Below are 26,671 nucleotides of genomic sequence, written 5' to 3'. Positions count from 1 at the left end.
CATTCGATTACTAACAAGCCGATCCTCCAGGAAGCGATGCGTCCCATGACCACTACCCGCTCCGGCAACGCAGGCGCTGCTCTTCGTCCCTCGCGCCGAATCCCCGTCTGGCTCGCGATCGTCGCGGCCTCCCTCCCCATGTTCATGGCGACGCTCGACAACCTCGTCGTCACCAGCGCCCTGCCGGTCATCGCCCGCGATCTCAGCGCCTCCATCGAGCAGCTGCAGTGGGTGGTCAACGCCTACACGCTCAGCTTCGCGACGCTCATGCTGATGGCCGTCGGGCTCGGCGACCGGCTCGGCAGGCGCTCGGTGTTCCTCGGCGGGATCGTCGTCTTCACTCTGGCGAGCGCGGCCAGCGCCCTGGCGACCGAGCCGTGGATGCTGATCGCCGCCCGGGCCGTGCAGGGCGCGGGCGCAGCGGCGCTCCTCCCGTTGTCGCTCACCCTGCTCGCCGGGAGCGTCAGTCAGCGGCTGCGACCGGCCGCCATCGGCATCTGGGGAGGCATCTCGGGCCTGGGCGTCGCCCTCGGCCCGCTGATCGGCGGCGCCGTGGTGCAGGGCTGGAACTGGCAGGCGATCTTCTGGCTCAACGTGCCGCTCGGCGTGATCGCCGTGCCGCTCGTCCTGCTCGCCCTCCCGAACAGCTTCGGCGACCGGGTGCGCGCCGACATCGTCGGCCTCCTACTGGCCGCACCCGGCGTGCTGGGGCTGGTCTACGGCATCGTCCGCGGCAACGACGCGGGCTGGGACAGCGCAGAGGTCCTGTTCGCCCTGATCGCCGGAGGCGCGCTCCTGATCGCTTTCGTGTTCTGGGAGTCGCGCACGTCCGCCCCGCTGCTGCCGCTGCGGCTGTTCCGCGACCGCAGCTTCACGGTGGCGAACCTGGTCGGTATGACGTTCAGCTTCGGCATCTTCGGCGCGATCTTCATCCTGATCCAGTTCCTCCAGGTGGTGCAGGGTCACACTCCGCTCGAGGCGGGCGTGATGACGATGCCGTGGACGCTCGCGCCGATGGTCGTGGCGCCGCTCACCGGTCTGGTCTCCGGCCGCACGGGCACGCGCCTCCCGATCGTCGTCGGGCTGGTGTTCCTGGCCGGCGCCATGGCCTGGATCGCGGGCACGCTCTCCGCCGATCTGCCGTACTCGCAGATGTGGCCGCCGTTCCTGCTCGCGGGCGTCGGGATGGGCCTGGTCTTCGCACCGAGCTCGACGGCGGTGCTGGCGAACATGCGCACGGCCGACCACGCCAAGGCGTCGGGAGCCAACTCCACCCTGCGCGAGATCGGAGTCGCCCTCGGTGTGGCCGTGCTCACGGCAGTGTTCACGGGCGCGGGAGGCACGCTGACGCCGACCGGCTATGTCGATGCGGCGATCCCGGCGGTGTGGGTCGGAGCCGGGGCGCTGGCGATCGCGGCCGTGATCGCGCTCGCCCTGCCCAGCCGCCGCCGCGCTGCCGCCCTGGCCGCCGCCGTCGCGCACGACGAAGCGGGGGTCGGCGACCTCCCGCCCGCCGCGCAGGCCGAGGCCACCGCCGAGCCCGCACCCGTTCTCGCCGACTGACCTCCCATCGATTCGCCCCGACGCCCCGTCACAGTCAGAACCGCGGCGGCACGTCGGGTCGAGTCGTTCGCCGTCGTGCGCGCGGCATAGGCTGGAGCGCGTGCGTATCGGCGTGATCGGAGCAGGAGCCATCGGCGGGACGATCGCGGCGCTCCTCGACCGTGTCGGCCATCTCGTGGAGGTCACCGCCCGCGGCGACCACCTCGCCGCGATCCGCGCCGACGGGCTGCGCCTCGACGGCGGCTGGGGCACGCACACCGCGCGCGTCGCAGCGGCCGAGCGGCTGCAGACCCGCCCGGAGCTCGCCTTCCTGTGCACCAAGGCACAGGACGCCGAGTCCGCCATCCGCGAGAACGCCGGCCTCCTCGACGGCATCACCGTCGTCGTCGTGCAGAACGGTCTCGCCGGCCTGCGGCTCGCGACCGAGCTGCTGCCCGGATCCGAGTGCGTCGGCGCTCTCGCGCTCTACGCCGCCAGCTATCTCTCCCCCGGCCGGGTCAGCGTGACGACGACGGCCAACACCTACCTCGGCGTCGGCGACGGCGAGCCTCCGCAGTCGGCCGTCGACGCCGCGCACATCCTCGACGCCGCGATGCCCAGCTTCGCCGTCGACAACTTCACCGGCTGCCAGTGGACGAAGCTCATGGTCAACCAGGTGAACGCGATGCCCGCCATCACCGGGCTGAGCGCGCAGGAGACCCTCGGCAGCCGCACGCTTCGCCCGATCATCACCGCGAGCCTCCAGGAGGCCGTGCGCGTCGGCATCGCCCGCGGCGTCCGGTTCGGCAGCATCCAAGGCCTCGACGACCGCATCCTGCGGTTCGTCGCCTCCGCTCCGCGCTGGGCCGCGCAGGTCGTGCCGTTGTTGATGCGCAGGCGGATGGGCGCGACACCGAACCCCGGCTCGACCCTCCAGAGCATCCGCCGCGGACAACCCAGCGAGATCGACTACCTGAACGGTGCGGTCGTCGAGGAGGCCAGGGCGATCGGCGGCGAAGCGCCCGTCAATGCCGCTCTCACCGCGCTCGTGCACGAAGTGGAGGCCGCCCACGCCTTCATCGCGCCCGCGGACGTCGCGCGCCGCCTGCAGCCGCTGCTCTGATCGACGCGGCGCCTGGATCGGCCGATCACGCCATCACGCCATCACGCCTCGTCGGCCCGCGGCACCCGCACGGGCGCGAGCGGATCGGAGTCGTCGACGAGGATGGTCGCGAAATCGCGTGGCCGCGCGTCCTCCTCGTAGATCGCGCGCTCGGGGGCGTTCACAAGGTGCACCGACGCGTTCCACTCGCGTCGCAGCTCCGGTCGCAGCAGGAACTCGCCGTCGATCACGAGCACGGCGTCGGGGCCGGCCGTCTCCCACCTGCTCCCGACGGGGACGTCGCGCGCCTCGTCGAACGCCGTCGTCTGGAATCCGGTGCTGCCCGCCATCCGGAACGGGTCGATCAGCACCCGCCGCAGCGTCCCGTAGTCGAAGGCGTCGCGATAGTAGCCCGTCGGAGTCTCGGGGCCGAGCAGCGTGCGATCGGCACGCGAGCGATGGAAGTCGCCGACGGACGCCCGGTGGGTGTCGGATCCAGCCTCACGGAACACCTCGGCGAGGTCGTCGGCGAACGAGGCCGTGCCTCCGCCACCGTCGACGGCGACGATCACACGCCCGCGGGAGGCGAGCGAACGCACCTCCCCGACGATCTCGCGCAGCGCGAGCACCCGCGGAGTCGGAGGCAGCATCATGCGATGAGCATAAGCCGTCAGCGGCGCGGGCGAGCCGGTAGCCTCGAAGCATGCCCGAGACGTTCGCCTCCACGGTGGTGGACTGGTATCACGCCAATCGGCGCGACCTCCCGTGGCGGCGTGACGGCTTCACCGCGTGGGGCACGCTCGTCAGCGAGTTCATGCTGCAGCAGACACCGGTCTCCCGCGTGATCCCACGCCTCGAGGAATGGCTGACCCGGTGGCCGACACCCGCCGATCTCGCCGCCGTGCCGCCCGGGGAGGCGGTGCGCGCCTGGCAGTCGCTCGGCTACCCGCGGCGGGCGCTGTGGCTGCACGCCGCCGCCGTCGCGATCACCGAACGGCATGGCGGGGTCGTCCCCGACGACGTGGAGGCTCTGCTCGCGCTCCCGGGCGTCGGCGACTACACCGCGCGCGCTGTGGCCGTCTTCGCCTATGGCGCCCGGCATCCCGTCGTCGACACGAACATCCGGCGCGTCATCGCCCGTGCTGTCGATGGTCAGGGCGAGCCACCTCCGCCGAGCGCACGCCGCGACCTCGCTGCGATGTCGGCGCTGCTCCCCCACGACCTCCCTGCGGCGGCGGCGTTCAACGCCGGGATGATGGAGCTCGGCGCCATCGTCTGCGTGGCCCGTTCGCCGCGCTGCGACGACTGCCCGCTGGCACAGCGCTGCGCGTGGAGGGCGGCCGGCTATCCGGCCTACGAGGGCCCCCGCAAAGCGGTGCAGAAGAAGTACGAAGGCAGCGACCGCCAGGTGCGCGGGCGCATCCTCGCCGAGCTGCGCGCGTCGCACATCCCCGTCACCCCGGCGGAACTCGCAGCGGTCTGGCCCGACGCCCCGCAGCGCGACCGCGCGCTGCGCGGGCTATTGGAGGACGGCCTGGCCGTCGCCGAGGGCGACGGGTACACGCTGCCGAGCTGACGCGCCGCGGGTGTCACGTCTCCGCGAACACCGCCGGATTCCAGTCGAGGATGCGCGAGCGGTACACGAGCCCCTCGGTCCAGAACGGGTCATCGGCTCGGAATCGCTCGGCGGCCTCCCTCGACCGGAAGATCGCCATCGACCCCTGAGTCCCTGGGTCGCCGAACGTGCCGATCATGAGCACCTCGCCGCCCTTCGCGAACTCGTCGAGGTAGGCCTTGTGGCGCGGGTAGGTGTCTACCAGCCGCTGGAAGTGCTCCGGCCCGGCATCGGGGTCGGCGTCGTAGAACGAAACGGCGTACATGACCTCAGCGTACGAAGGTCTGCGCGAACGACGCCAGCAGCTTCTTGCGCGCGGCCGCCGCACGGGGGCGTTCGGACCGTCGCCCTGACCCGGCTCCCTTACTTCGCTTCCGTCGCAGAGAGCACACCTGCGTCGCTGAGCGCCGAGCGCATGAGGACGCCGAGCGACGCCGAGTACGCCGCCGTGAGGTGGCTGGTATCGACCCGGATGAGCTGGCCGCCTGCGCCGACCGGGCACGAGCCGTCCGGTGTGCAGAACCATGCATCCGGGTCGACGTAGGCGGCGGTCATGCCGGCTGCGACCGCGTCGGCGACGGCGCTCTGCTCAGCATCGCGCTTGGTGAGGGTGTCCGGGCTCATCGTCGCCACGCAGCGATCCGGGCCCGCCACGGTGACCGCGCAATCGGCTGGACGCTTGCCTTCAGGCGGGCTGCCGATCACCACGACAGGCGCACCGGCAGATCGCACGCTCTCGATGCTGCTGAGTGTCGCCTGCCGCCATTCGAGAGCGGCCGCGGCACCGGTGCTGCCGGAGTCGAGCAACCGCAAGGATCCGATACCGCTCGACATCACGATCAGATCGGGCTGGGCGGCCGCGATGGCCGCCAGGTCCGCACTGCGAGCACGCGCGCAGTCCTCCACGAACGTGCCCCGATCGCGCACTTCGCGCACGGGAGCCGACGCGGACGGACAGCCCTGCAGCCCCAACGCCCCGACCCTCCAGCCCGGACCGAGCGCCCGCTCGATCGCCGGCACCCAACTCAGGGCGATGGAGTCCCCGACCACGATGGCGGTGTGCGAGCCGCCTCCTCCGCGTGGAAGGCAGGTCTGGCTCAGTCTGTCCGCCGACAGCGGGGCGAGACCGACCGCGTCGCGCAAGCAGCCGCGGTAGTCGACCCCGGTGAGCGGGGCCGACAGCTCGCTCGCGAAGGACGTCCAGGACGCGGATCGCGCCGACTTCTCGAGCGCGGCGGCGACCTCGTCGATCGACGACCACGCCTTCACCGGGGATGCCGCCTGGACCGGGCTGGGGATCGGCGGGAGCGGGGACCCGCGGAGCTGCTGCGCCGTCAGCAGGGCGACGAGCAGGGCCGTTACTGCGAAACCGCCGATGCGACTCCACGATCGACGCTGGGTCAGCCACGCCTGGATACTCTTCCACACACGCGCGTGCCGCGCCGGATCTTCGATGAACCGATAGGAGGCGGCCGCGACGGCGAGCGAGATCAGCACACAGATCAGCCCATGCAAGAACCCTTCCGTCGGGAACAGAGCGGCGGCGAAGACCAGGATCGGCGCATGCCACAAGTACAGGGAGTAGGAGATCCGCCCGATGTAGCGAACGGGTGGCAGCGTCAGAACCCGACCGAAGTCGCGGTCGCTGGTGGCACGTTCGGCGGCGACGATGATCGCACCGGTTCCGAGGACGGGCACGAGGGCTGCAGCGCCGGGGAACGGTGTCGCCGCGTCGAAGAACACGGCCGCGACCGCGATCGCCGCCAATCCGGCCGTTCGGAGGGCGACCCGTGACCAGTGGCGCGTCGCGCTGAGAAAGCCGGTGGCGATGATCACCCCGACCGCGAACTCCCAGATGCGGGTCGGTGTGGCGAAGTACGCGGAGGCGGGGCGGGACTCCGTGAACCAGACCGAGAAGGCGAAGGAGGCCGCGAAGCCGACGATCCCGAGCACGAGGACGGTCTGCCGCAGGCGAGGATCACGCCCCTTCACGAGAGCGGTGGCGACGACCCACGCCAGGATCAGCAGCCACGGCCAGAACGCATAGAACTGCTCCTCCACCGAGAGGGACCAGAAGTGCTGATACGGCGAGACCGAACCGCTCGTGTTCAAGTAGACGGTCCCGGCCTGGACGAGGAACCAGTTCTGCACCCAGACGAGCGATGCGAAAGCCTGCTGATTCCAGGTCGCGTTCGTGGCGCCGAAGAAGAGGAGATTCGACACGACCGCGGAGACAGCGATGGTCGCAATGGCGGCGGGGGCGAGCCGGGCGAACCGTCGCGTGTAGAAGCGCCCCAGCGCGATCCCGCCCGTCTTCTCCTTCTCGTGCAGGAGCGCTCGGGTGATCAGATATCCCGAGATCACGAAGAAGATGTCGACACCGACGTACCCTCCCGTCGGCCAGTGCCAGGCGTGGTTCGCGACCACGAGCAGCACAGCGACGGCACGGAGCCCTTCGATATCGAGACGGAAGCGGGAAGCCACGGGTATCCTTCAGATCCACTGACAGAGAACAGATTCTAAATGTTAGTGCTTTCATCTGAATGGAGGCCGCGTTCGGCTCGCGTGGTGACATGAAAATGACCCGGCGGATCACCACCGGGTCATTCTCGTGTCTGGTAGACGTCAGTCCTCGTCGTCGTCGTCTCTCGGCTTGACGTACGGGTCCTCCTCGCCCGCGTAGCTCGCACCGGCGGCCAGACCGGCCACCTCGGTGTCGCGCTCGCGCGCCTGACGCAGGAGGTCCTCGATGTGCGCAGCGTTCTCGGGGATGGCGTCGAGCTGGAACTCCAGCGTCGGCGTCAGCCGGGCCGTGATGTTCTTGCCGACCTCGGTGCGCAGCATGCCGGTGGCCGCCTGCAGTGCGGCGGCCGTGTCGGCGCGCTCCTGGTCGGTGCCGTACACCGTGTAGAACACCGTGGCGTGCTGGAGGTCGCCCGTCACCTGCACATCGGTGATCGTCACGAAGCCCAGGCGCGGGTCGCGCAGACCGCGATCGAGCCGCTTGGCGATGATGACCTTGATTCTGTCGGCGAGCTTCCTCGCGCGTGCCGGATCGGCCATGGCTGTATCTCCTTCAGTGATTCTGGTGCGGAAGCCGAAGGCCCGGCGGTCTCCCGCCGGGCCTCACGTGCCTCCGATCAGACGCGGGGCTTCTCCCGCAGCTCGGTGGTCTCGATCTCGTCGCCGACCTGGATGTCGTTGTACTTGCCGAGGCCGATACCGGCTTCGAAGTCGGTGCGGACCTCGGTGACGTCGTCCTTGAACCGGCGCAGCGACTCGATGGCGAGGTTGTCCCCCACCACGACGCCGTCGCGGATGACGCGCGCCTTGGCGTTGCGCGTGATCGTTCCGGACCGGACGATGACACCGGCGATGTTTCCGAACTTGGAGGAGCGGAACACCTCGCGGATCTCGGCCACACCCGACTGGACCTCTTCGAACTCGGGCTTGAGCATGCCCTTCAGCGAGTTCTCGATGTCCTCGATGGCGTTGTAGATGACCGAGTAGAACCGGACGTCCACGCCCTCGCGGGCCGCACGCTCGCGCGCCTTCACGTCCGGGCGGACGTTGAAGCCGATCACGATCGCGTTGTCGATGGTCGCCAGGTCGATGTCCGACTCGGTGATCGCGCCGACACCGCGGTGCAGGATGCGCAGGCTGACCGAGTCGTCGACCTCGATCTTCATGAGCGACTCCTCCAGCGCCTCCACGGCACCGGACACGTCGCCCTTGATGATGAGGTTGAGCGCCTCGACCTTGCCCTCTTCCAGAGCGCGGGTGAAGTCCTCGAGCGAGATGCGCTTGCGGGCCTTCGCCAGCTGGGCGTTGCGCTCGGCGGCCTCACGCTTCTCGGCGATCTGACGGGCCGTGCGGTCCTCCTCGGTGACGAGGAAGGTGTCGCCGGCTCGCGGGACGCTCGAGAGGCCCTGCACCTGGACCGGACGCGACGGAGCCGCCTCCAGCACCGGGTCGCCGTTCTCGTCGGCCATCGCACGCACACGTCCGTATGCGGTGCCCGCGACGATCGCGTCGCCGACGCGCAGCGTTCCCGACTGGATGAGCACGGTCGCCACAGCGCCGCGGCCCTTGTCGAGCTTGGCCTCGATCGCGACACCGCGTGCGTCCTTGTTGGGGTTGGCACGAAGGTCGAGACCGGCGTCGGCGGTGAGCAGCACGGCGTCCAGGAGGTCCTGGATGCCGATGTCGTTGCGCGCGGAGACGTCGACGAACATGACGTCGCCGCCGTACTCCTCGGCGACCAGGCCGAACTCGGTGAGCTGCTGACGCACCTTGGCCGGGTTGGCCTCCGGCTTGTCGATCTTGTTGACCGCTACCACGATCGGCACGTTGGCCGCCTGGGCGTGGTTCAGAGCCTCGATCGTCTGCGGCATGATGCCGTCGTCGGCCGCGACCACGAGGATCGCGATGTCGGTGACCTGCGCACCGCGGGCACGCATGGCGGTGAACGCCTCGTGACCCGGGGTGTCGATGAAGGTGATGGCACGCTCGATGCCCTCGTGCTCCGTCCACACCTGGTACGCACCGATGTGCTGGGTGATGCCGCCGGCCTCGCCCGCGACGACGTTCGCGTTGCGGATGGCGTCGAGGAGGCGCGTCTTACCGTGGTCGACGTGACCCATGACGGTGACGACCGGAGGCCGGATCTCGAGGTCCTCGTCGGACTCGCCCTCCAGCTCGGCGTCGAGGTCGATGTCGAAGCCCTCGAGCAGCTCGCGGTCCTCGTCCTCGGGCGAGACGACCTGGATCTTGTAGCCCAGCTCCTCACCGAGGATCTGGAAGGTCGCCTCGTCGAGCGACTCGGTCGCGGTCGCCATCTCGCCCAGGTGGAAGAGAACGGTGACCAGCGAGGCCGGATTCGCGTCGATCTTGTCGGCGAAGTCGGAGATGGAGGAGCCGCGGCGCAGTCGGATGACGGTGCCGCCGTCGCCGCGGGGGACGCTCACGCCGCCCAGCGACGGGGCCTCCCGCATCTCGAATTCCTGACGCTTCGCGCGCTTCGACTTGCGGGCCTTGGACTTTCCACCGCCACGACCGAACGCGCCGGCGGTCCCACCGCCGGGCCCACGACCGCGGCCACCGCCGCCTGCCGGACGCGGGGCGCCGAAGCCGCCACCCGTGCCGCCACCGGGACGCTGGAAGCCGCCGCCCGCTCCTCCGCCCGCACCACCGGGGCGCTGCTGGAAGCCGGGACGTCCTCCGCCGCCGCCCTGACGCTGACCGGGACGGTTGCCACCGCCCTGACCGGGTGCGCCGATGCGCGGCGAGCCGGGACGCGGCGGGGCCGGGCGCGGGATGTTGCCCGGGCTCGGGCGCTGGCCCATGCCCTGCGAGCTGGAGTACGGGTTGTTGCCCGGACGCGGGGTGCTCGGACGCTGACCCATGCCCTGGCTCGACGAGAACGGGTTGTTGCCCGGACGCGGGGCGCCGGGGCGCGGGATGCTCCCCGCGGCGGGGGTCGCGCCACCGGGGCGCGGAGCCGACGGGGCGGCCTTCTCGCTGGGAGCGGCTGCGGCCGCAGCGGCGGGCGCCGCCGTCTCGGCAGCGGCCTTCTCGGCGGCGGCCTTGTCGGCAGCGGCCTTCTCTGCGGCGGCCTGACGCTCGGCGACCGACATCGGCGCCTGCGGCTTGGGCGCGCCGGGCTCGCTCGACCCCTGAGGGCGCGGAGCAGCGGGGCGAGGAGCCTCCGCCTTCGGTGCGGCGGTTGCCTTGTCGGCGGTGAAGCCTTCAGCCTCCAGAGCGGCACGCAGCTTGCGTGCTACCGGCGGCTCGATGCTGGAGGACGGTCCCTTGACGAACTCGCCCATCTCTTTGAGTTTCGCGAGCGCGACTTTACTGTCGACGCCGAGCTCGCTCGCGACCTCGTGTACGCGTGGTTTTGCAGCCACAATTCTCCTGTCTGGGGCCTACCCCGGACAGGGCAGGCGTTAGTTGCGGACGGAACTCATTTCGAGCCGCTCATCGGTTGTCACTCATGTGAAGTCACTGCTTCTTCAGCCTGTTCTCTCAGTGCGGCCCCGGGAGGGGTCGCAGTGCGGCCCGGATGGCCGTCGGGTCGAGGCTCCCCTCCGCTCTCAGCGCTCGCCCGAAGGCTCTGCGCGTGAGTGCGAGATCGAGACACTCGTCGACCGGATGCAGCCACGCGCCCCGTCCGGGGAGAGTGGCGGACGGGTCCGCCACGACTTCCGAATTCCGGAGAACGACCCTCAGAAGAGAGGACCGGGGAGCGCGAGAACGGCATCCGACGCACGTTCTGACGGCTTCCATCTTACCCCTCACGCATCTCTGCGCCGAATCAGGACGGACTGCCGCACCGTGTCCAACGCTCTGAGGAGGGCGAACATTCCCTGAATGTCCCCTCCTCCTCTACTACTTGTCGTCCAGGATCGAGTCGGGCTGGATGTCGATCTTCGCGCCCGTCAGCTTCGCTGCGAGCCGCGCGTTCTGCCCCTCCTTGCCGATGGCCAGCGACAGCTGGTAGTCGGGGACGAGTGCACGCACCGCCTTGAGCGACTCGTCGATCACGAAGGCGCTGGTCACCTTGGCCGGCGAGAGTGCGCTCGAGACGAAGGTCGCGAGATCGGGCGAGTAGTCGACGATGTCGATCTTCTCGTTGTTCAGCTCCGCCGTCACGGCGCGGACGCGCTGGCCGAGCTCGCCGATGCAGGCGCCCTTGGCGTTCACGCCGGGCTCCGTCGCACGGACGGCGATCTTGGTTCGGTGGCCGGCCTCCCGGGCGAGCGAGACGATCTCGACGATGCCGCTGGCGATCTCGGGGACCTCCAGCGCGAACAGCTTACGGACGAGCGCCGGGTGCGTGCGCGAGACCGTGATCGACGGCCCCTTGGCGCCCTTGGCGACGCTGGTGACGTAGACGCGGATGCGAGAACCGTGGGTGTACTCCTCGCCGGGCACCTGCTCCTCGGGCGGCAGGATGGCCTCCACGCTGCCGAGGTCGATGTGCACCATGCGCGGGTTGGGGCCCTGCTGGATGACGCCGGCGACGATGTCGCCCTCGCGGCCGCGGAACTCGCCGAGCACCGCGTCGTCCGCGATGTCGCGGAGCCGCTGGTTGATCACCTGCTTGGCTGCGAACGCCGCGATGCGCCCGAAGTCGCTCGGGCTGTCCTCGGCCTCGCCGATGACGTTTCCCTCGTCGTCGTGCTCGGGAACGTAGACGGTGACATGCCCGGTCTTGCGGTCCAGGTGCACGCGCGCAGCGGGCGGCTGGTCGGAGTGCCCGTGGCGGTGGTCGGCCTGGTTGGTGTGCTTGAGATACGCGGTCAGGATGGCCTGCTCGATGATCTGCACAAGCTCGTCGAACGGGATCTCCTTCTCGCGCTCCATGAGACGCAAGACGCTGAGGTCGATGTCCATGCCGGCCTCCTCTATTCAGATCTTCGCCGCCGCGCGACGGCGCGGCGGACTCAGCTCTCAACGGTACCCGAGATTCCGGTGAGCCGGGACCCCGCGTACCGTGCATGGCATGAGCGCACCCACCCGAACAGCGTCTCGGCTCGAACACAGCACGACAGTGCGTGTCCTCACCCGCGTCGGCCTGGCCTCCATCGGCCTCCTCCACATCCTCATCGGCGTCATCGCGCTGGCGGTGGCGTTCGGTGCCGGCGGCAACGCCGACCAGTCCGGGGCGCTCCAGGCGATCGCCGCGGCGCCCGGAGGCGTCTTCGTGCTGTGGCTGATCGTCGTCGGCCTGATCGTGCTCGCGATCTGGCAGATCCTCGTCGCCATCACGGCCCGCAGCGCCGGCACGACGGCGCTCGAGATCATCAAGTCGGTCGTCTACGCCGGCCTGGCCGCCCTCACGATCTCGATCGCGACGGGTGGCGGCCACAACTCCTCCTCGACCGAGAAGTCCCTGAGCGCGAAGCTCCTCGGACTACCCGGTGGCGTCTTCGTTCTCGCCCTGGTCGGGATCGTGATCGCCGTCGTCGGCATCGGGTTCCTACGCAATGGCATCACCCACCGGTTCGAACGCGACCTCAAGCTGCCGCCGGACCGGTGGGCGGGCACGATCACCGTCCTCGGGAGGGTGGGTTACATCGCCAAGGGCGTCGCCCTCCTGCTCGTCGGCGGTCTCGTCATCGCCGGCGCGATCACCTTCGACCCCTCGAAGGCCGCGGGGCTCGACGGCAGCCTCAAGGCACTGGCGAGCGTCCCGTTCGGCGTGTTCCTGCTCGTCGCGATCGCGCTCGGGCTCCTCGCCTACGGGCTGTTCTGGTGCGTGCGCGCGGTCCGGGCGAGGCTCTAGCGGATGACGGGTTACGCCTCCTCCTCGGCCGGCGCCGCGAACTGCGCGTTGTAGAGCGTGTAGTACGCCCCGCCCCGCGCGAGCAGTTCGGAGTGCGTGCCCTGCTCCACGATCCTCCCGGCCTCCATCACGAGGATCAGGTCGGCGTCGCGGATGGTGGACAGCCGGTGGGCGATCACGAACGACGTGCGGTCGGCGCGCAGAGCGCTCATCGCCTTCTGCACCAGCAGCTCCGTGCGTGTGTCGACCGAGGACGTCGCCTCGTCGAGGATCAGCACGCTCGGCCGCGCGAGGAACGCCCGCGCGATCGTCAGCAGCTGCTTCTCGCCGGCGGACACGTTGGAGCCCTCGTCGTCGAGCACCGTGTCGTAGCCGTCCGGCAGCGAGCGCACGAACCGGTCGACGTAGGTCGCCTTGGCGGCGTCGAGGATCTCGTCCTCGGTGGCGTCGGGGCGGCCGTACGCGATGTTCTCCCGGATGGTGCCCTTGAACAGCCAGGTGTCCTGGAGCACCATCCCCATCCGCTCCCGGAGGTCGTGCCGGGTCATGGAGGCGATGTCGACACCGTCGAGGGTGATCCGGCCGGAGTCGAGGTCGTAGAAGCGCATCATCAGGTTGACCAGCGTGGTCTTGCCCGCGCCGGTCGGGCCGACGATCGCGACGGTCTGGCCGGGCTCGGCCACCAGGGAGAGGTCGTCGATGAGCGGAACGTCCGGCTCGTACCGGAACGAGACGTCCTCGAAGGCGAGCCGCCCCCGCGTGCCCTCCGGGTTCGCCGGATCGACCGGGTCGGCGCTCTGCTCGTCGGCGTCGAGGAGCTCGAACACGCGCTCGGCGCTGGCCACCCCGGACTGCAGGAGGTTCGCCATCGAGCCCAGCTGCGTGAGCGGCTGGGTGAACTGGCGCGAGTACTGGATGAAGGCGGTGACATCGCCGAGCTGCATCGCGCCGTTGGCGACCTGGAGGCCGCCGACCACGGCGATGGCGACGTACATCAGGTTGCCGACGAACATCATCGACGGCATGATCAGGCCGGAGATGAACTGCGCCCCGAAACTCGCCTGGTACATCTCCTGGTTCTTCTGGCGGAACCGCTCCTCCACTTCGCGATGACGGCCGAACACCTTCACGAGCGAGTGGCCGGTGAAGGCCTCCTCGATCTGTCCGTTGAGCTCCCCCGTGTTGCGCCACTGCGCCACGAACAGCTTCTGGGAGCGCTTGGCGATCAGTGTCGTCACCAGCAGCGTGAGCGGGATGGTGACCAGCGCGATCACGGCGAGCAGCGGCGAGACCACGAACATCATCACGGTCACCCCGATCACCGTCAGCAACGAGGTCAGCAGCTGGCTCAGCGTCTGCTGAAGGGTCTGCGAGATGTTGTCGATGTCGTTCGTGACGCGGCTGAGCAGCTCGCCCCGCTGCATCTTGTCGAAGTAGGTCAGCGGGAGGCGGTGGATCTTGGCCTCCACGTCCTGCCGAAGGCGGTACACCGTGCGCTGCGTGATGCCGTTGAGGACGTAGCCCTGGAGGTAGCTGAACACCGACGACGCGATATACAGGGCGAGGACCCACATCAGGACGTGGCCGACCGCGGCGAAATCGATGCCTGCGCCCGGCGTCAGCGTCGTCCCGGAGACGAGGTCGGCGAGCTGGCCCTGGCCGTGCGCACGCAGGTTCGCGATCGCCTCCTGCTGTGTCTGCCCGGCCTGGAGATGCGACGATATCGCGCCGGCGAAGACGAGGTTGATCGCGTTGCCGAGCAGTTTCGGCCCGAGCACCGCGAAGAACACGCTCACGACGGCGAGGAGCGTCACGAACACGATCCCGACCATCTCCGGACGAAGGCGTCGGCCGAGCCGCTTCGCCGACGGCCCGAAGTTCATCGACTTGTCGCCCGGCATCGTCATCCCGCCGAACGGACCGCCTCCTCCCGGACCGCGTCGCACCGGGGTGCGGACCGGCGCCTGTGTCGTCGCGCCCCCACGGGCGCCGTCGTCGCGGCTCATGCCGCCTCCTCCGCGGTCAGCTGCGACGAGACGATCTCGGCGTAGGTGGGATTGCTCTCGACGAGCTCGGCGTGGGTTCCGCGACCAACGACCCGGCCGCCGTCGAGCACGATGATCTGGTCGGCGTCGACGATGGTGGACACGCGCTGGGCGACGACGATCATTGTGGCGTCGGCCTCGTTGCGCGCCAGCGCCTGCCGGAGGCGCGCGTCCGTCGCGGTGTCGAGCGCCGAGAACGAGTCGTCGAAGATGTAGATCTCCGGCCGGCTCACGAGGGCGCGGGCGATCGCGAGCCGTTGCCGCTGGCCTCCCGAGACGTTCGTGCCGCCCTGGGCGATCGGGCCGTCCAGCTTCTCGGGCATCTCGTCGACGAATCCCTTGGCCTGCGCGATCTCGAGGGCGCGCCAGAGTTCGTCGTCCGTGGCCTTCGGGTTGCCGTAGCGGAGGTTGCTCGCGACCGTGCCCGAGAAGAGGTAGGGCTTCTGCGGCACCAGACCGATCCGCGACCACAGCAGCTCGGGGTCCAGCTCGGCGACGTCCACTCCGTCGACCAGGACGATCCCGCTCGTGGCGTCGAACAGCCGCGGGATGAGGTTTATCAGCGTGGTCTTGCCCGCGCCGGTGCTGCCGATGATCGCGGTGGTCTTGCCGGCCTCCGCGAAGAAGGTCACGTCGTTGAGCACCGGCTGCTCGGCCCCGGGGTAGGAGAAGCCGACACCGACGAACTCGACCGTGCCCGTCGCCGACACTTCGGTGACCGGGTTCGCCGCGATGGCGACCGACGGCTCCGTGCGCAGGACCTGGCTGATGCGGTCGGCGCAGACGGCCGCGCGCGGCACCAGGACGGCCATCATCGTGGACATCATGACACCCATGAGGATCTGCATCAGGTACTGCAGGAACGCCGTCAGGGTGCCGATCTGAATCGACCCGTCGGCGACCCGGAAGGCTCCGAACCAGATCACCGCGACGCTGGAGACGTTGAGCACCAGCATCACGATCGGGAACATCAGCGCGAACAGTCGGCCCGCGCGGATCGCGGTGTCGGTCACCTCGTCGTTGGCGACGGTGAAGCGCGCGGTCTCGACCTCCTCGCGGACGAACGCCCGCACGACGCGGATGCCCGTCAACTGCTCGCGCAGCACGCGGTTGACCCGGTCGATCCGCTCCTGCATCTTGCGGAAGAGCGGGACCATCTTGACGATGATGATGCTCACCGCGATCAGCAGGACGGGCACGCTCACCGCGATCAGCCACGACAGCTGGATGTCCTGCCGCATCGCGAGGATGATCCCGCCGATGGCCAGGATCGGCGCGGAGACCAGCAGGGTGCAGGTCATCAGCACGAGCATCTGCACCTGCTGCACGTCGTTGGTGTTGCGGGTGATCAGCGACGGAGCGCCGAAGTGGGTGACCTCCCGCTCGGAGAACTCGCCCACGCGGTGGAAGATCGCACCGCGGAGGTCGCGGCCGACCAGCATCGCCACCTTCGCCCCGAAGTAGACGGCGGTGATCGCGCACGCGATCTGGACGATCGTGATCCCGAGCATCTCAGCACCGGTCGAGAGGATGTAGCCGGTATCGCCCTTGGCGATGCCGTTGTCGACGATGTCGGCGTTCAGAGTCGGAAGCCACAGCGAGAGGAGCGACTGCGCGACCTGGAAGACCACCACCCCGACGAGCAGTGGCCAGTGCGGCCGCAGGAACCGGCCGAGGAGTTTCAGGAGCATCGTGGCTCTCCCTACTCTGCCGCATCGGCGGCTGTCGTGGGTGTGTAGATCGCGAACGGCCGGCCGGCGACGCCGACGAGGGCGATCCGGGCGAGGTCGTCGACGCTGAACTCGATTCCGTCGTTCAAGGCGGGGAACGCAGACGAGAAGCTGATGAGGCGGAGGATGTGCGCGACGCGCTCCGGAGGCCAGTTGAGGTCGTCGGCCTCCGGCGCGAGGATCTGGGCGATGATGGCAGCGAACTCGGTGCGCTCCTGCGGCACGGGAGGCCGCTGATGACCGACGACCGCCATGATCCGCATGACGCTCGTGAACCGTTCGCGCAGGAGGTAGACGATCGCCCTGACCTTGCTCTCGAGCGACAGGGCGGGGTCGATCGAACGGAGGGCTTCGCGCAGCGGCTCCGGGTCGAGGTACTTCTCGACGGCCGCCTGGACGAGGGTCTCCTTGTCGCCGAACGCGCGGAAGATCGTGCCTTCGGCGATGCCGGCCGCGTCGGCGATCTGGCGGGAGGTCACCCCGCGGCCATGCTCGACGAGCAGCGGGATCACGGCGTCGATGATCATCGCTTTGCGGTCCTCGGGCGCGAGCGGCTGCGCGCGCGTACGCGCCGGCTGGTCGGCCTCCTGATCGGCCTCCGTACTCATCTCCACGAACGAAATGGTAAGCGGAGTGAGTGCTCACTCACAACGCGAATTCTGTTCGCCCTGAGCGAACGACTCCCCGAAGCTCAGCTCGGGCGCGGGAAGAAGCCCGAGATGGTCTCCAGTTCGTCGGCCGTGGGCGACCACGACGTGGCCGCCTCGGCGTTCGCCACGATCTGCTCGGGACGGGTGGCGCCCGCGATGACGCTGGTGAGGCCCGGCTGGGCGAGCAGCCAGGCGAAGGTCGCGGCGAGCATCGTGACACCGCGCTCGTCGCAGAACCGCTGGTACTGCTCGATCGCGTCCCACGGCGCTCCCTCGAGCAGGTGCTTGCGCTGCATCATGATGCGGCTGTCGGCAGGGCCGCCCGAACGGCTGAACTTTCCTGTGAAAAGCCCGTTGTAGAGCGGGAAGAACGGCAGGAACCCGAGTCCGTAGGAGTTGACCGCCGGCAGCACCTCGCGCTCCGCGTCGCGCTCCAGGAGGCTGTACTCGTTCTGCGACGAGATGAACCGCGGGTGCCCGGCGAGACGGGCGGTGAACTCCGCCTCCGCGATCTGCCAGCCGGCGAGGTTCGAGTGGCCGATGTAGCGGATCTTCCCCTCGGTGATGAGGTCGTCGAGGGTCGCGAGCGTCTCCTCGATGGGCGTCGACGGGTCGGGACGGTGCAGCTGGTACAGGTCGATCCAGTCGGTGCGCAGGCGGCGCAGGGAGGCCTCCACGGCGAGCCGGATGTAGCGGCGCGATCCGCGCACGCCCCAGTCGGGGCCGTTGGTGCCGGCCATGTCCATTCCGAACTTCGACGCGAGGACGATTCGATCGCGCTTGCCCTCGAGCGATTTGCCCATCAGGGTCTCGGAGAGCCCGCGCTCCTTGCCGTAGATGTCGGCCGTGTCGAAGAACGTCACTCCGGCATCGATCGCCGCGCCGATGACGGCATCGGTGCCCTCCTGCGTCTCGGTGGCCGTGCCGGCGCGGCCGAAGTTGTTGCAGCCGAGACCGATCGTCGAGACGATCAGGCCCGAAGGTCCGAGAGTGCGGTATTCGATGTTCGCCATGCCGTCGAGTCTAGGCAGCGCATCGCCCGCGACCGAATCGCGAACTCCTCCACAGCGCACCGCGCGAACGACTTATCCCCCATGTCCGATTTCCGCGAGTGAGTGTCGGACGCCGGCCCTAGAGTCGACCCATGAGCAGTTCCTTCTCGTACCTTCTCCGCATTCCGAGCCCGGTCGGCCGCATCGAGCTGACCGCAGACAACGAGGCGGTCACCTCGCTGTCGATCGCACGCGACGACGTGCTCCCGTTCGACGATCACCCCGAACGCAGCTCGGCCGTACTCGACGACGCTGCCGCTCAACTCGAGGAGTACTTCGCGGGCACGAGGCGCACGTTCGACATCCCGGTCCAGCTAACGGGAACGCCCTTCCGCACCGCGGTGTGGGAACGGCTCTCGGGGCTCGAGTACGGCACGCTCACCACCTACGGCGAACTCGGTCTCGCGATCGGGCGGCCCGGCTACGGGCGAGCCATCGGCGGTGCCGTCGGCGCCAACCCCGTCCCGATCATCATCGGCTGCCATCGCGTGCTCTCGTCGTCCGGCAAGATCACCGGCTACAGCGGCGGGGAGGGCATCCCCACCAAGCTCTGGCTCCTGGAGCACGAGGGGATCACGCTGGCCGCATGACCTCCACCGACCAGCATCCCGAGTCCCCGTCCCCGTCCGCGTCGCCTGCGACGCCGGCTGCCGCACCCACCCGGTCCGTTGTCGTGGTCGGCGACGACGGGGTGGCGCGCTGCTCGTGGTCGGCGAACGACGCCGAGTACCGTCGCTACCACGACGAGGAATGGGGCACGCCGCAGCACGATCCGCGCGCACTGTACGAGAAGCTCTGCCTCGAAGGATTTCAGGCGGGGCTCTCTTGGATCACCATCCTGAGGCGCCGGCCCGCCTTCCGCGAGGTCTTCCACGGGTTCGACCCCGCGCGTGTCGCGGCGATGACCGAGAGCGACGTGCAGCGCCTGTTGGGCGATGAACGGATCATCCGCCATCGCGGCAAGATCGAGGCCACCATCTCGAACGCGAAGGCGACGCTGGCCCTCGACGCGCCCCTGGACGAGCTCATGTGGGGCTTCGCTCCCCGCGGCGCGCGCGAGCGGCCACGAGCCTGGGGCGATGTACCCGCCGTGACCGCCGAGTCGACAGCTCTCAGCAAGGAGCTCAGGGGCCGGGCCTTCCGCTTCGTCGGCCCGACCACGATGTACGCGCTCATGCAGGCGACGGGAATGGTCGACGACCACTTCGCGGGCTGTTTCCGCGCGGGGCGCTGATCGGCGGGACACTGGGCACAAGAGGAGTCGGGCCGGCGGTCGCGATCAATGGAACCGTTCTCGCTGGTGGCGGCGCGTCCGCTCGTGCCCGACCGCAGGCGGAATCACTGTGCAGCCGCCACACCGGCTCCGGCAACAGACACGTCCGAATGGAGTGCCTGCGATCAGCGTGCCGACCCGACTGGCATATGGGAGGTCGAATCGCCTCACGGCGCGCGACCTCGGTGAGGTGTCCCCTCTCTCTTGTGAGTTGAGTTTATCTCACTTACACTCCGAGCACCACTACCGGACACGCCGCGCAGCGCATTCTCAGCCGGCTGAGTGTCAGCGTACTGAAGCTCGGAGCACCGCGGTGAGCTTGCCGGGTGTGCCGGTCACCTCGGGCACCACCAGATCGAGTTCGCCGGCACGGTCGGCGGAGCGGCTGAGCTCATAGCCCTCCCCCTTCGCCCAGCCCAGCAACTCGTCCGTCGAGTCGAAATGCTCACCGTGCTCGACGAGCGCGCGGGTGAAGAGGCCCTTGGCCTGCTTGTTGAAGTGGTTCAGCGCGCGAACCGTGCCGCTCTCGTCGCGCGCGAGCACCCGGAGGTAGTGTGCGCCCTCCCGCGCCGGCAGCGGGCCGAGGGCGGCGTAGCCCTCGGAGCGCAGGTCGAGGATGACACCGTCGACCGACGCGAGCTCCTCGGCGCACACAGCGCTCCACCGCTTCTTGAGCGAGGTCGAGAGCCGGGAGTCGAACGACAGCCGATACGCCGGGATCGGGTCCGCGGCGCGCACCAGCCCGAGCAGGGCGGACTGCACCGCGACGCTCTCGGCCGCGAAGCGCCACTGGTCAGCCGTGAAGGAATCGGCGTCCAGCGCGTCGTAGAGCACTCCCGTATACCGCAGCAGAGCAGGCAGAGTCGGCGCCGATCGCAGGACCCGGTTGCGTTCCACCTCGGCGGCCGCGTGCTTCGGCCCGAGCTTCAACGCCCGTGCCGCGGCGTCCGGCGACGCGCTCATCGCGACCGTCTCGTCGACGACGGCGGACCGCGTGGAGGTCAGAGCAGGGAATCCCAGTGGCTCGAAGGCGAGCGGGACGTCCGCTCCCCCGTCGCGCTTGGTCTCCGACGGAGGAAGGAGAAGGAGCACTCAGCGCTCCAGGAAGGCGAATGCTGCGTCGACATTCTCGCCCAGGGGACGGGACGTGTCGAGCGTGATGCGGGGAAGCGACGCGGCTGCGCCCTTCCATTCCGCGTACTCGTCGATGCTCTGCTCCACCGCGTAGGCGGCGGTCAAGCCGGTGCGCTTGGCGAGCCGCTCCTCATGGAGCTCCGCGTCGGAGCAGACGGTCTCGATCACACTCAGTTTCACGCCGCAGCGCTCCGCGAGGCCGCGCCACTGCAGTCGTGCCGGCTCCACGGCGTTCACGGCGTCGACGATCACCGACTGACCGCTTATCAGCACCTGCTCGGCCATCCGCTCGGCCACCAGATAGGCGGCGAGTCCGGTCGGCTGGTCGGCATCGATGCCGGCTTTGAGGATCGCGGCCTCGATCGGGTCCACCGAGATCGCCGTGGCGCCGAGCCGGCCCGCGACGATCTCCGCGATGGTGGACTTGCCCGAACCAGGAAGCCCCGCCGTCACGACGAGGACGGGGACGCGGACGTCTCCGAACTGCCGGTCGAGCGGGGCTGCCTTGTCGGGCATATCAGACGAGCTCGGCCTGACGGGCAACGATGGTGACGGTGTTGTTCTCGACGGAGAGGAAGCCGTCGTCGGCCTGCGCCGCGATCGACTCGCCTCCATTGAGGGTCACCCGCACCTCGCCCTGAGCGAGGATGGCGAGGAGCGGCTCGTGGCCGGGCAGGATACCGATCTGCCCTTCCACGGTCCGTGCCACGACCATGCTCGCCTCACCCGACCACACTTCGTGGTCGGCCGCGACGACGCTGACGTTGAGGACAGCCATGCTCAGCCGTTCTCCTTCTGGATCTGCGCCCACTTCTCCTCGACGTCGGAGATCGGACCGACGTTGAAGAAGGCCTGCTCGGCCACGTGGTCGAACTCGCCCTTGGCGATCGCGTCGAACGACTCGATGGTGTCCTTCAGCGGGACCGTGGAGCCCTCGACGCCCGTGAACTTCTTCGCCATGTAGGTGTTCTGCGAGAGGAACTGCTGGATCCGGCGCGCACGCGACACCGTGATCTTGTCCTCCTCCGACAGCTCGTCGACACCGAGGATGGCGATGATCTCCTGCAGCTCCTTGTTCTTCTGGAGGATCTGCTTGACCGTGGTGGCCACCCGGTAGTGGTCGGCGCCCAGGTATCGGGGGTCGAGGATTCGGGAGGTCGAGGTCAGCGGGTCGACGGCCGGGTACAGGCCCTTCGACGCGATCTCGCGGGAGAGCTCGGTCGTGGCGTCGAGGTGCGCGAACGTGGTCGCCGGCGCCGGGTCGGTGTAGTCGTCGGCGGGGACGTAGATCGCCTGCAGCGACGTGATCGAGTGACCGCGCGTCGAGGTGATGCGCTCCTGGAGCTGGCCCATCTCGTCGGCGAGGTTCGGCTGGTAGCCGACCGCGGACGGCATGCGGCCGAGCAGGGTCGACACCTCGGAGCCCGCCTGCGTGAAGCGGAAGATGTTGTCGATGAACAGGAGGACGTCCTGGTTCTGCACGTCGCGGAAGTACTCCGCCATCGTTAGCGCCGACAGGGCGACCCGGAGGCGCGTTCCCGGCGGCTCGTCCATCTGGCCGAAGACGAGCGCGGTCTTGTCGAAGACGCCCGCCTCCTCCATCTCGTGGATGAGGTCGTTGCCCTCACGGGTACGCTCGCCGACACCGGCGAACACCGACACACCGCCGTGGTCCTGCGCGACGCGCTGGATCATCTCCTGGATGAGGACCGTCTTGCCGACGCCCGCGCCACCGAAGAGGCCGATCTTGCCACCCTGGACGTACGGGGTGAGCAGGTCGATGACCTTGATGCCGGTCTCGAACAGCTGGGTCTTCGACTCGAGCTGGTCGAACGCCGGGGGCTGGCGGTGGATCGGCCAGCGCTCGGTGATCTCGATCGTCTCGCCCGGCTCGGCGTTGAGCACATCACCGGTGACGTTGAACACCTTGCCCTTGGTGACGTCGCCCACCGGCACGGAGATCGGGGCACCGGTGTCGCGGACCTCGCCTCCACGGACCAGGCCGTCGGTGGGCTTCAGGGCGATGGCACGGACGAGGTCGTCGCCGAGGTGCTGTGCGACCTCGAGCGTGATCTCGGTCGACTGCTCGCCGATCGTGATGGTGGTCTTCAGGGCGTTGTAGATGCCCGGGATCGAGTCGTGCGGGAACTCGATGTCGACGACCGGACCGGTGACGCGGGCGATGCGTCCCACGCCGGCCGGCTGCGCGGTCGAAGCCTGGGCTTCGGCGGTAGCGGTAGTCATGATTCGTTCTCTCTCGTTTGGACGATTAATTTGCCGAGCTCAGCGCGTCCGCGCCGCCGACGATCTCGGAGATCTGCTGGGTGATCTCCGCCTGGCGGGCGTTGTTGGCCAGTCGCGTGTAGTCGGTGATGAGCTTGTCGGCGTTGTCGCTGGCGGCCTTCATCGCCTTCTGCGTCGCCGCGTGCTTGGAGGCGGCGGACTGCAGCATCGCGTTGAAGATGCGGCTTTCGATGTACACCGGCAGGAGCGAGTCGAGCACGGTGTTCACATCCGGCTCGAACTCGTAGAGCGGCAGCACCTGCGTGCGGTCCGGCTCTTCGACGCCCTCGACGACCTCGAGCGGAAGCAGGCGCACGATCTGCGGCTCCTGCGTCAGCATGCTCACGAAGCGGTTGTAGATGACATGGATCTCGTCGACGCCACCGTCGGACGCGTCGCGCAGGAAGGACTCGAGGATCGCGTCAGCGATCTCCTTGGCCTGCTCGAACTCCGGGCTGTCCGTGTTACCCGTCCACACCCGCTCGAATGCGCGGCGCCGGAAGCTGAAGTAGCCCTGCGCCTTGCGTCCGACCAAGAAGTAGACGACCTCCTTGCCCTGGCTGCGCAGCAGCTCGGCGAGCTTCTCCGACTCCTTGAGCACGTTCGAGTTGAACGCGCCCGCGAGACCACGGTCGGACGAGAAGATGACGATCGCAGCGCGCTCGATCTTCTCGGGTTCCGTGGTGAGGACGTGCTCGACGTTCGAATAGGTCGCCACCGCCGACACCGCGCGCGTGATCGCGCGGGCGTACGGCGTGGAGGCTGCCACTCGCGCCTGTGCCTTCTGGATGCGTGAGGCGGAGATCAGCTCCATGGCACGGGTGATCTTCTTGGTCGTCTGGGCAGACTTGATCTTCTGCCGGTAGACCCGAAGCTGTGCTCCCATGTGTCTTCCTCAGTACCTATCCGTGCTCAGCGCTTCGCCTTGACGATGCGCTCCTGGTTGACGTCCTCTTCGGCGCTGGCCTCGAACTCCTCGCGTCCGACCGATGCGAGGGGCTTGCCCTCGCCGGTCTGGAACTCGAGCTTGAACTTGTCGACCTCTTCGCCCAGCTTCGACACCGTGTCGTCGTCGAGAACGTTGGTCTCGCGCAGCGTGGTGAGGATGTCGGTGTTGCGACGCAGGTGGTCGAGCAGCTCGGCCTCGAAGCGGAGGATGTCCTCCACCGCGACCTCGTCGAGCTTGCCGTTGGTGCCGGCCCAGATCGAGACGACCTGCTCCTCGACGGGGAACGGCGAGTACTGCGGCTGCTTGAGCAGTTCGGTCAGTCGGGCGCCGCGGGCGAGCTGGCGGCGGCTGGCGGCGTCCAGATCGGAGGCGAACATGGCGAACGCCTCGAGCGAGCGGTACTGGGCGAGCTCGAGCTTGAGCGTGCCGGAGACCTTCTTGATCGACTTGACCTGCGCATCACCACCGACTCGCGAGACCGAGATTCCGACGTCGACCGCGGGACGCTGGTTGGCGTTGAAGAGGTCGGACTGCAGGAAGATCTGGCCGTCGGTGATCGAGATCACGTTGGTCGGGATGTACGCCGAGACGTCGTTCGCCTTGGTCTCGATGATCGGCAGACCGGTCATCGAACCGGCACCCAGCTCGTCGGAGAGCTTGGCGCAACGCTCCAGCAGGCGGGAGTGCAGGTAGAACACGTCACCCGGGTAGGCCTCGCGTCCCGGCGGACGGCGGAGGAGGAGCGAGACGGCGCGGTAGGCCTCGGCCTGCTTCGACAGGTCGTCGAAGATGATGAGGACGTGCTTGCCGCCGTACATCCAGTGCTGGCCGATGGCCGAGCCGGTGTAGGGGGCGAGGTACTTGAAGCCGGCCGGGTCGGAGGCCGGGGCCGCGACGATGGTGGTGTACTCCATCGCGCCGGCGTCTTCGAGCGCGCCCTTCACCGAAGCGATGGTCGAGCCCTTCTGGCCGATGGCGACGTAGATGCAGCGCACCTGCTTGTTGACGTCGCCCGACTCCCAGTTGGCCTTCTGGTTGATGATCGTGTCGATCGCGATGGCCGTCTTACCGGTCTGGCGGTCGCCGATGATCAGCTGGCGCTGACCGCGGCCGACGGGGATCATGGCGTCGATCGCCTTGATGCCGGTCTGGAGCGGCTCGTGCACCGACTTGCGCTGCATGACGCCGGGTGCCTGGAGCTCGAGCTCGCGGCGGCCTTCCGTGGCGATCTCGCCGAGACCGTCGATCGGGTTGCCGAGCGGGTCGACCACGCGGCCGAGGTAGCCGTCGCCGACCGGGACGGAGAGGACCTCGCCGGTGCGGGTCACCTCCATGCCCTCCACGATCTGGTCGAACTCGCCGAGGACCACGACGCCGATCTCGTTCTCGTCGAGGTTCTGCGCCAGGCCCAGGGTGCCGTCCGCGAAGCGGATGAGCTCGTTGGCCATCACGCCGGGGAGGCCCTCGACGTGCGCGATGCCGTCGGAGGCGTCGAGGACGTGTCCGACCTCGACCGTCTCTGCGGTGGTCGGCTCGTACTTCGAGACGAAGTCCTTGAGCGCGTCCCGGATTTCATCGGGGCTGATCTGAATGTCTGCCATCGTAATTCCCTATGTTGGGGCGGTCAGCCCGCCAGCTGAAGTCTAAGTTCGGTGAGGCGCGACGAGACGCTTCCGTCGATGACGTCGTCGCCGATCTGCACCCGCATGCCGCCGAGGATCGACGGATCGACCACCTCGTTGAGCTTGAGATCGCCGTACTTCGCGGCGAGACTCGCACGGAGGCGCTCGGCCTGCTCGGCCGGGAGCGGCATCGCCGTCACGACGGTCGCGATCTTCTGGTCGTACTGCGCGGCGACGATGCGTGCGGCCTCGCGCAGCGATTCGCGGACGCTGCGTCCGCGCGGCTGGAGGACCAGCTGACGCACGATCGCGACGGTCTGCTTGGAGGCCTTGCCTGCGAGCAGGCGCTCCGCCAGCTGTGCCTTGGCCTCCGGCGCCGCCAGCTTGCTGCGGAGCGCGAGCTCGAGCCCGGCATCGGAGGTCACGGCGCCTCCGAACGCGAAGAGCTCGCCCGGGATGTCCACGTTGCGAGGCGACGACGCGGCGATCGCTCGGATTCCGAGCTCTTCGATCGCGCCGAGGAGGTCGTTCTGGTTCGACCAGCGCTCGCCCGCCACGACTGTCAGCAGCTGAACCGCGGGAGCGGAGAGCGAGGCGAAGACGCGCTCGACGAGCGCGGTCTTGCCCTCCGCCGAAGCCGAAGGGTCACCGAGGACCGAACGGAGCTGGGCGGAGTCGGCGACGACTCGTCCTGCGGCGAACAGGTCTTCAGCCGTCGCCAGATCGGCCTTGGACCCGAGCCCGGCGAGAGCCGAGACGGATCGGGCCAGTGCTTCTCTGGAGGCGCTTCCCATCAGTTGCTCGACCCTGCCTTCTCGGCCTTCTCGCTGGACTCGAGGTCGGCCAGGAACCGGTCGACGATCGCCTGAGCCTTCTTGTCGTCCGTGAGCACCTCGCCGACGACGCCGGAGGCGAGGTCGATCGCGAGCGAGCCCACTTCGCCACGCAGCGAGACGAGAGCGGACTTGCGCTCTGCCTCGATCTGGGCCTGGGCGGTGGCGGTCACGCGGGCAGCCTCGGCCGCTGCGTTGTCCTTGGCCTCTGCGACGATCTGCTGACCGTCGGTACGTGCGGTCTCGCGGATCTTGGCCGCCTCGGCCCGCGCGTCGGCGAGCTGGGCGGTGTACTCCTCGAGCAGCGCCTCGGCCTTGTGCTGAGCTTCGTCGGCCTTCGCGATGTTGCCTTCGATCGCCTCGGCACGCTGATCCAGGAGCTTCTGCATGCGCGGCAGCGCGTAGATCCAGAAGAAGATCAGGATGACGACGAAGCAGATCAGCGACCCGACGATGTCATACCACTGCGGGATGAGCGGATTGATCGTCTCGCCCTCCGTAGCGGCGCGGATCACACCGTTGATCATCGTTCCTCCTTATTGAGAGAGATG

At 68.8% G+C, this 26,671-nt stretch carries 25 protein-coding genes; 6 read left to right on the top strand and 19 right to left on the bottom strand.

Annotated features, from left to right (window positions below; translation table 11 throughout):
• Positions 1 to 45: 45 nt before the first annotated feature.
• Positions 46 to 1,563, top strand: coding sequence for a DHA2 family efflux MFS transporter permease subunit (locus ASF88_RS13380; protein ID WP_055919240.1), 1,518 nt, complete (start codon positions 46 to 48; stop codon positions 1,561 to 1,563).
• Positions 1,564 to 1,663: 100 nt separating this feature from the next.
• Positions 1,664 to 2,665 (top strand): ketopantoate reductase family protein, encoded by a 1,002-nt coding sequence (locus ASF88_RS13375; RefSeq protein ID WP_055919238.1) that lies wholly within the window; start codon positions 1,664 to 1,666, stop codon positions 2,663 to 2,665.
• A gap of 41 nt (positions 2,666 to 2,706) precedes the next feature.
• Here ASF88_RS13375 and ASF88_RS13370 read toward each other — a convergent pair whose 3' ends face one another.
• Positions 2,707 to 3,297, bottom strand: coding sequence for a hypothetical protein (locus tag ASF88_RS13370; protein ID WP_055919236.1), 591 nt, complete (start codon positions 3,295 to 3,297; stop codon positions 2,707 to 2,709).
• A 50-nt stretch (positions 3,298 to 3,347) separates the two neighbouring features.
• Here ASF88_RS13370 and ASF88_RS13365 point away from each other — a divergent pair, with 50 nt between their 5' ends.
• Positions 3,348 to 4,220, top strand: coding sequence for an A/G-specific adenine glycosylase (locus ASF88_RS13365; RefSeq protein WP_055919233.1), 873 nt, complete (start codon positions 3,348 to 3,350; stop codon positions 4,218 to 4,220).
• 13 nt (positions 4,221 to 4,233) lie between these two features.
• Here ASF88_RS13365 and ASF88_RS13360 read toward each other — a convergent pair whose 3' ends face one another.
• The 6 genes from ASF88_RS13360 to nusA form a co-directional block, all read right to left on the bottom strand.
• A complete protein-coding gene (locus ASF88_RS13360; protein WP_055919230.1) occupies positions 4,234 to 4,524 on the bottom strand; it encodes a YciI family protein in 291 nt (96 codons plus the stop codon).
• Positions 4,525 to 4,622: 98 nt separating this feature from the next.
• Positions 4,623 to 6,743: an acyltransferase family protein gene (locus ASF88_RS13355; RefSeq protein WP_055919228.1), complete on the bottom strand. Its 2,121-nt coding sequence runs from the start codon at positions 6,741 to 6,743 to the stop codon at positions 4,623 to 4,625.
• Between the two features lie 141 nt (positions 6,744 to 6,884).
• Positions 6,885 to 7,322: a 30S ribosome-binding factor RbfA gene (rbfA, locus tag ASF88_RS13350; protein WP_055919226.1), complete on the bottom strand. Its 438-nt coding sequence runs from the start codon at positions 7,320 to 7,322 to the stop codon at positions 6,885 to 6,887.
• Positions 7,323 to 7,399: 77 nt separating this feature from the next.
• Positions 7,400 to 10,168, bottom strand: coding sequence for a translation initiation factor IF-2 (gene infB / locus ASF88_RS13345; RefSeq protein WP_055919223.1), 2,769 nt, complete (start codon positions 10,166 to 10,168; stop codon positions 7,400 to 7,402).
• A 118-nt stretch (positions 10,169 to 10,286) separates the two neighbouring features.
• Complete coding sequence (locus ASF88_RS20140) at positions 10,287 to 10,547, bottom strand: YlxR family protein (RefSeq protein WP_082518957.1); 261 nt, start codon at positions 10,545 to 10,547, stop codon at positions 10,287 to 10,289.
• Between the two features lie 102 nt (positions 10,548 to 10,649).
• Positions 10,650 to 11,657, bottom strand: coding sequence for a transcription termination factor NusA (nusA, locus tag ASF88_RS13340; protein WP_055919221.1), 1,008 nt, complete (start codon positions 11,655 to 11,657; stop codon positions 10,650 to 10,652).
• Positions 11,658 to 11,766: 109 nt separating this feature from the next.
• Here nusA and ASF88_RS13335 point away from each other — a divergent pair, with 109 nt between their 5' ends.
• Positions 11,767 to 12,549 carry a DUF1206 domain-containing protein gene (locus ASF88_RS13335; protein WP_055919218.1) on the top strand — a complete coding sequence of 261 codons (783 nt, stop codon included), beginning with the start codon at positions 11,767 to 11,769 and terminating at the stop codon, positions 12,547 to 12,549.
• An 11-nt stretch (positions 12,550 to 12,560) separates the two neighbouring features.
• Here the strand turns inward: ASF88_RS13335 and ASF88_RS13330 are convergent, their stop codons facing one another.
• From ASF88_RS13330 to ASF88_RS13315, 4 genes are all read right to left on the bottom strand, one after another.
• Complete coding sequence (locus tag ASF88_RS13330) at positions 12,561 to 14,555, bottom strand: ABC transporter ATP-binding protein (protein ID WP_055919215.1); 1,995 nt, start codon at positions 14,553 to 14,555, stop codon at positions 12,561 to 12,563.
• Positions 14,552 to 16,285 carry an ABC transporter ATP-binding protein gene (locus ASF88_RS13325; protein ID WP_055919212.1) on the bottom strand — a complete coding sequence of 578 codons (1,734 nt, stop codon included), beginning with the start codon at positions 16,283 to 16,285 and terminating at the stop codon, positions 14,552 to 14,554. The genes ASF88_RS13330 and ASF88_RS13325 overlap by 4 nt, the downstream gene beginning before the upstream one ends.
• Before the next feature lie 11 nt (positions 16,286 to 16,296).
• Complete coding sequence (locus ASF88_RS13320; protein WP_055919209.1) at positions 16,297 to 16,932, bottom strand: TetR/AcrR family transcriptional regulator; 636 nt, start codon at positions 16,930 to 16,932, stop codon at positions 16,297 to 16,299.
• A gap of 83 nt (positions 16,933 to 17,015) precedes the next feature.
• Complete coding sequence (locus ASF88_RS13315; RefSeq protein WP_055919206.1) at positions 17,016 to 17,987, bottom strand: aldo/keto reductase; 972 nt, start codon at positions 17,985 to 17,987, stop codon at positions 17,016 to 17,018.
• 131 nt (positions 17,988 to 18,118) lie between these two features.
• Between ASF88_RS13315 and ASF88_RS13310 the strand changes: the two genes are divergently transcribed.
• Together ASF88_RS13310 and ASF88_RS13305 are read left to right on the top strand one after the other, a co-directional pair.
• The gene (locus tag ASF88_RS13310) at positions 18,119 to 18,616 is read left to right on the top strand and encodes a methylated-DNA--[protein]-cysteine S-methyltransferase (protein WP_055919203.1); all 498 of its coding nucleotides are present in this window, start codon (positions 18,119 to 18,121) and stop codon (positions 18,614 to 18,616) included.
• Positions 18,613 to 19,260 (top strand): DNA-3-methyladenine glycosylase I, encoded by a 648-nt coding sequence (locus ASF88_RS13305; RefSeq protein WP_082518956.1) that lies wholly within the window; start codon positions 18,613 to 18,615, stop codon positions 19,258 to 19,260. The genes ASF88_RS13310 and ASF88_RS13305 overlap by 4 nt, the downstream gene beginning before the upstream one ends.
• Before the next feature lie 324 nt (positions 19,261 to 19,584).
• Here ASF88_RS13305 and ASF88_RS13300 read toward each other — a convergent pair whose 3' ends face one another.
• The 8 genes from ASF88_RS13300 to ASF88_RS13265 are packed head-to-tail and all read right to left on the bottom strand — an operon-like array spanning position 19,585 to position 26,647.
• Positions 19,585 to 20,391 (bottom strand): YaaA family protein, encoded by an 807-nt coding sequence (locus tag ASF88_RS13300; RefSeq protein ID WP_055919200.1) that lies wholly within the window; start codon positions 20,389 to 20,391, stop codon positions 19,585 to 19,587.
• Entirely contained in the window at positions 20,392 to 20,949 is a 558-nt protein-coding gene (locus ASF88_RS13295) for an AAA family ATPase (RefSeq protein WP_055919194.1), read from the bottom strand.
• A 1-nt stretch (position 20,950) separates the two neighbouring features.
• Positions 20,951 to 21,211 carry a F0F1 ATP synthase subunit epsilon gene (locus ASF88_RS13290; RefSeq protein ID WP_055919192.1) on the bottom strand — a complete coding sequence of 87 codons (261 nt, stop codon included), beginning with the start codon at positions 21,209 to 21,211 and terminating at the stop codon, positions 20,951 to 20,953.
• A gap of 2 nt (positions 21,212 to 21,213) precedes the next feature.
• Positions 21,214 to 22,677, bottom strand: coding sequence for a F0F1 ATP synthase subunit beta (atpD, locus tag ASF88_RS13285; protein ID WP_055919189.1), 1,464 nt, complete (start codon positions 22,675 to 22,677; stop codon positions 21,214 to 21,216).
• A 25-nt stretch (positions 22,678 to 22,702) separates the two neighbouring features.
• The gene (locus ASF88_RS13280) at positions 22,703 to 23,602 is read right to left on the bottom strand and encodes a F0F1 ATP synthase subunit gamma (protein WP_055919187.1); all 900 of its coding nucleotides are present in this window, start codon (positions 23,600 to 23,602) and stop codon (positions 22,703 to 22,705) included.
• A 26-nt stretch (positions 23,603 to 23,628) separates the two neighbouring features.
• Positions 23,629 to 25,266 (bottom strand): F0F1 ATP synthase subunit alpha, encoded by a 1,638-nt coding sequence (gene atpA / locus ASF88_RS13275; RefSeq protein ID WP_055919186.1) that lies wholly within the window; start codon positions 25,264 to 25,266, stop codon positions 23,629 to 23,631.
• Between the two features lie 23 nt (positions 25,267 to 25,289).
• On the bottom strand, positions 25,290 to 26,081 hold the full coding sequence (locus tag ASF88_RS13270; RefSeq protein ID WP_055919183.1) for a F0F1 ATP synthase subunit delta: 792 nt from the start codon (positions 26,079 to 26,081) through the stop codon (positions 25,290 to 25,292).
• On the bottom strand, positions 26,081 to 26,647 hold the full coding sequence (locus ASF88_RS13265; protein WP_055919181.1) for a F0F1 ATP synthase subunit B: 567 nt from the start codon (positions 26,645 to 26,647) through the stop codon (positions 26,081 to 26,083). The genes ASF88_RS13270 and ASF88_RS13265 overlap by 1 nt, the downstream gene beginning before the upstream one ends.
• Positions 26,648 to 26,671 lie beyond the last annotated feature (24 nt).

Origin of the sequence: Leifsonia sp. Leaf336 (assembly GCF_001423695.1) — a bacterium.
Classification (GTDB): domain Bacteria; phylum Actinomycetota; class Actinomycetes; order Actinomycetales; family Microbacteriaceae; genus Leifsonia.
The sequence above is the reverse complement of the archived record's forward strand: the minus strand, read 5'-3'. Positions and strand labels throughout refer to the sequence as shown.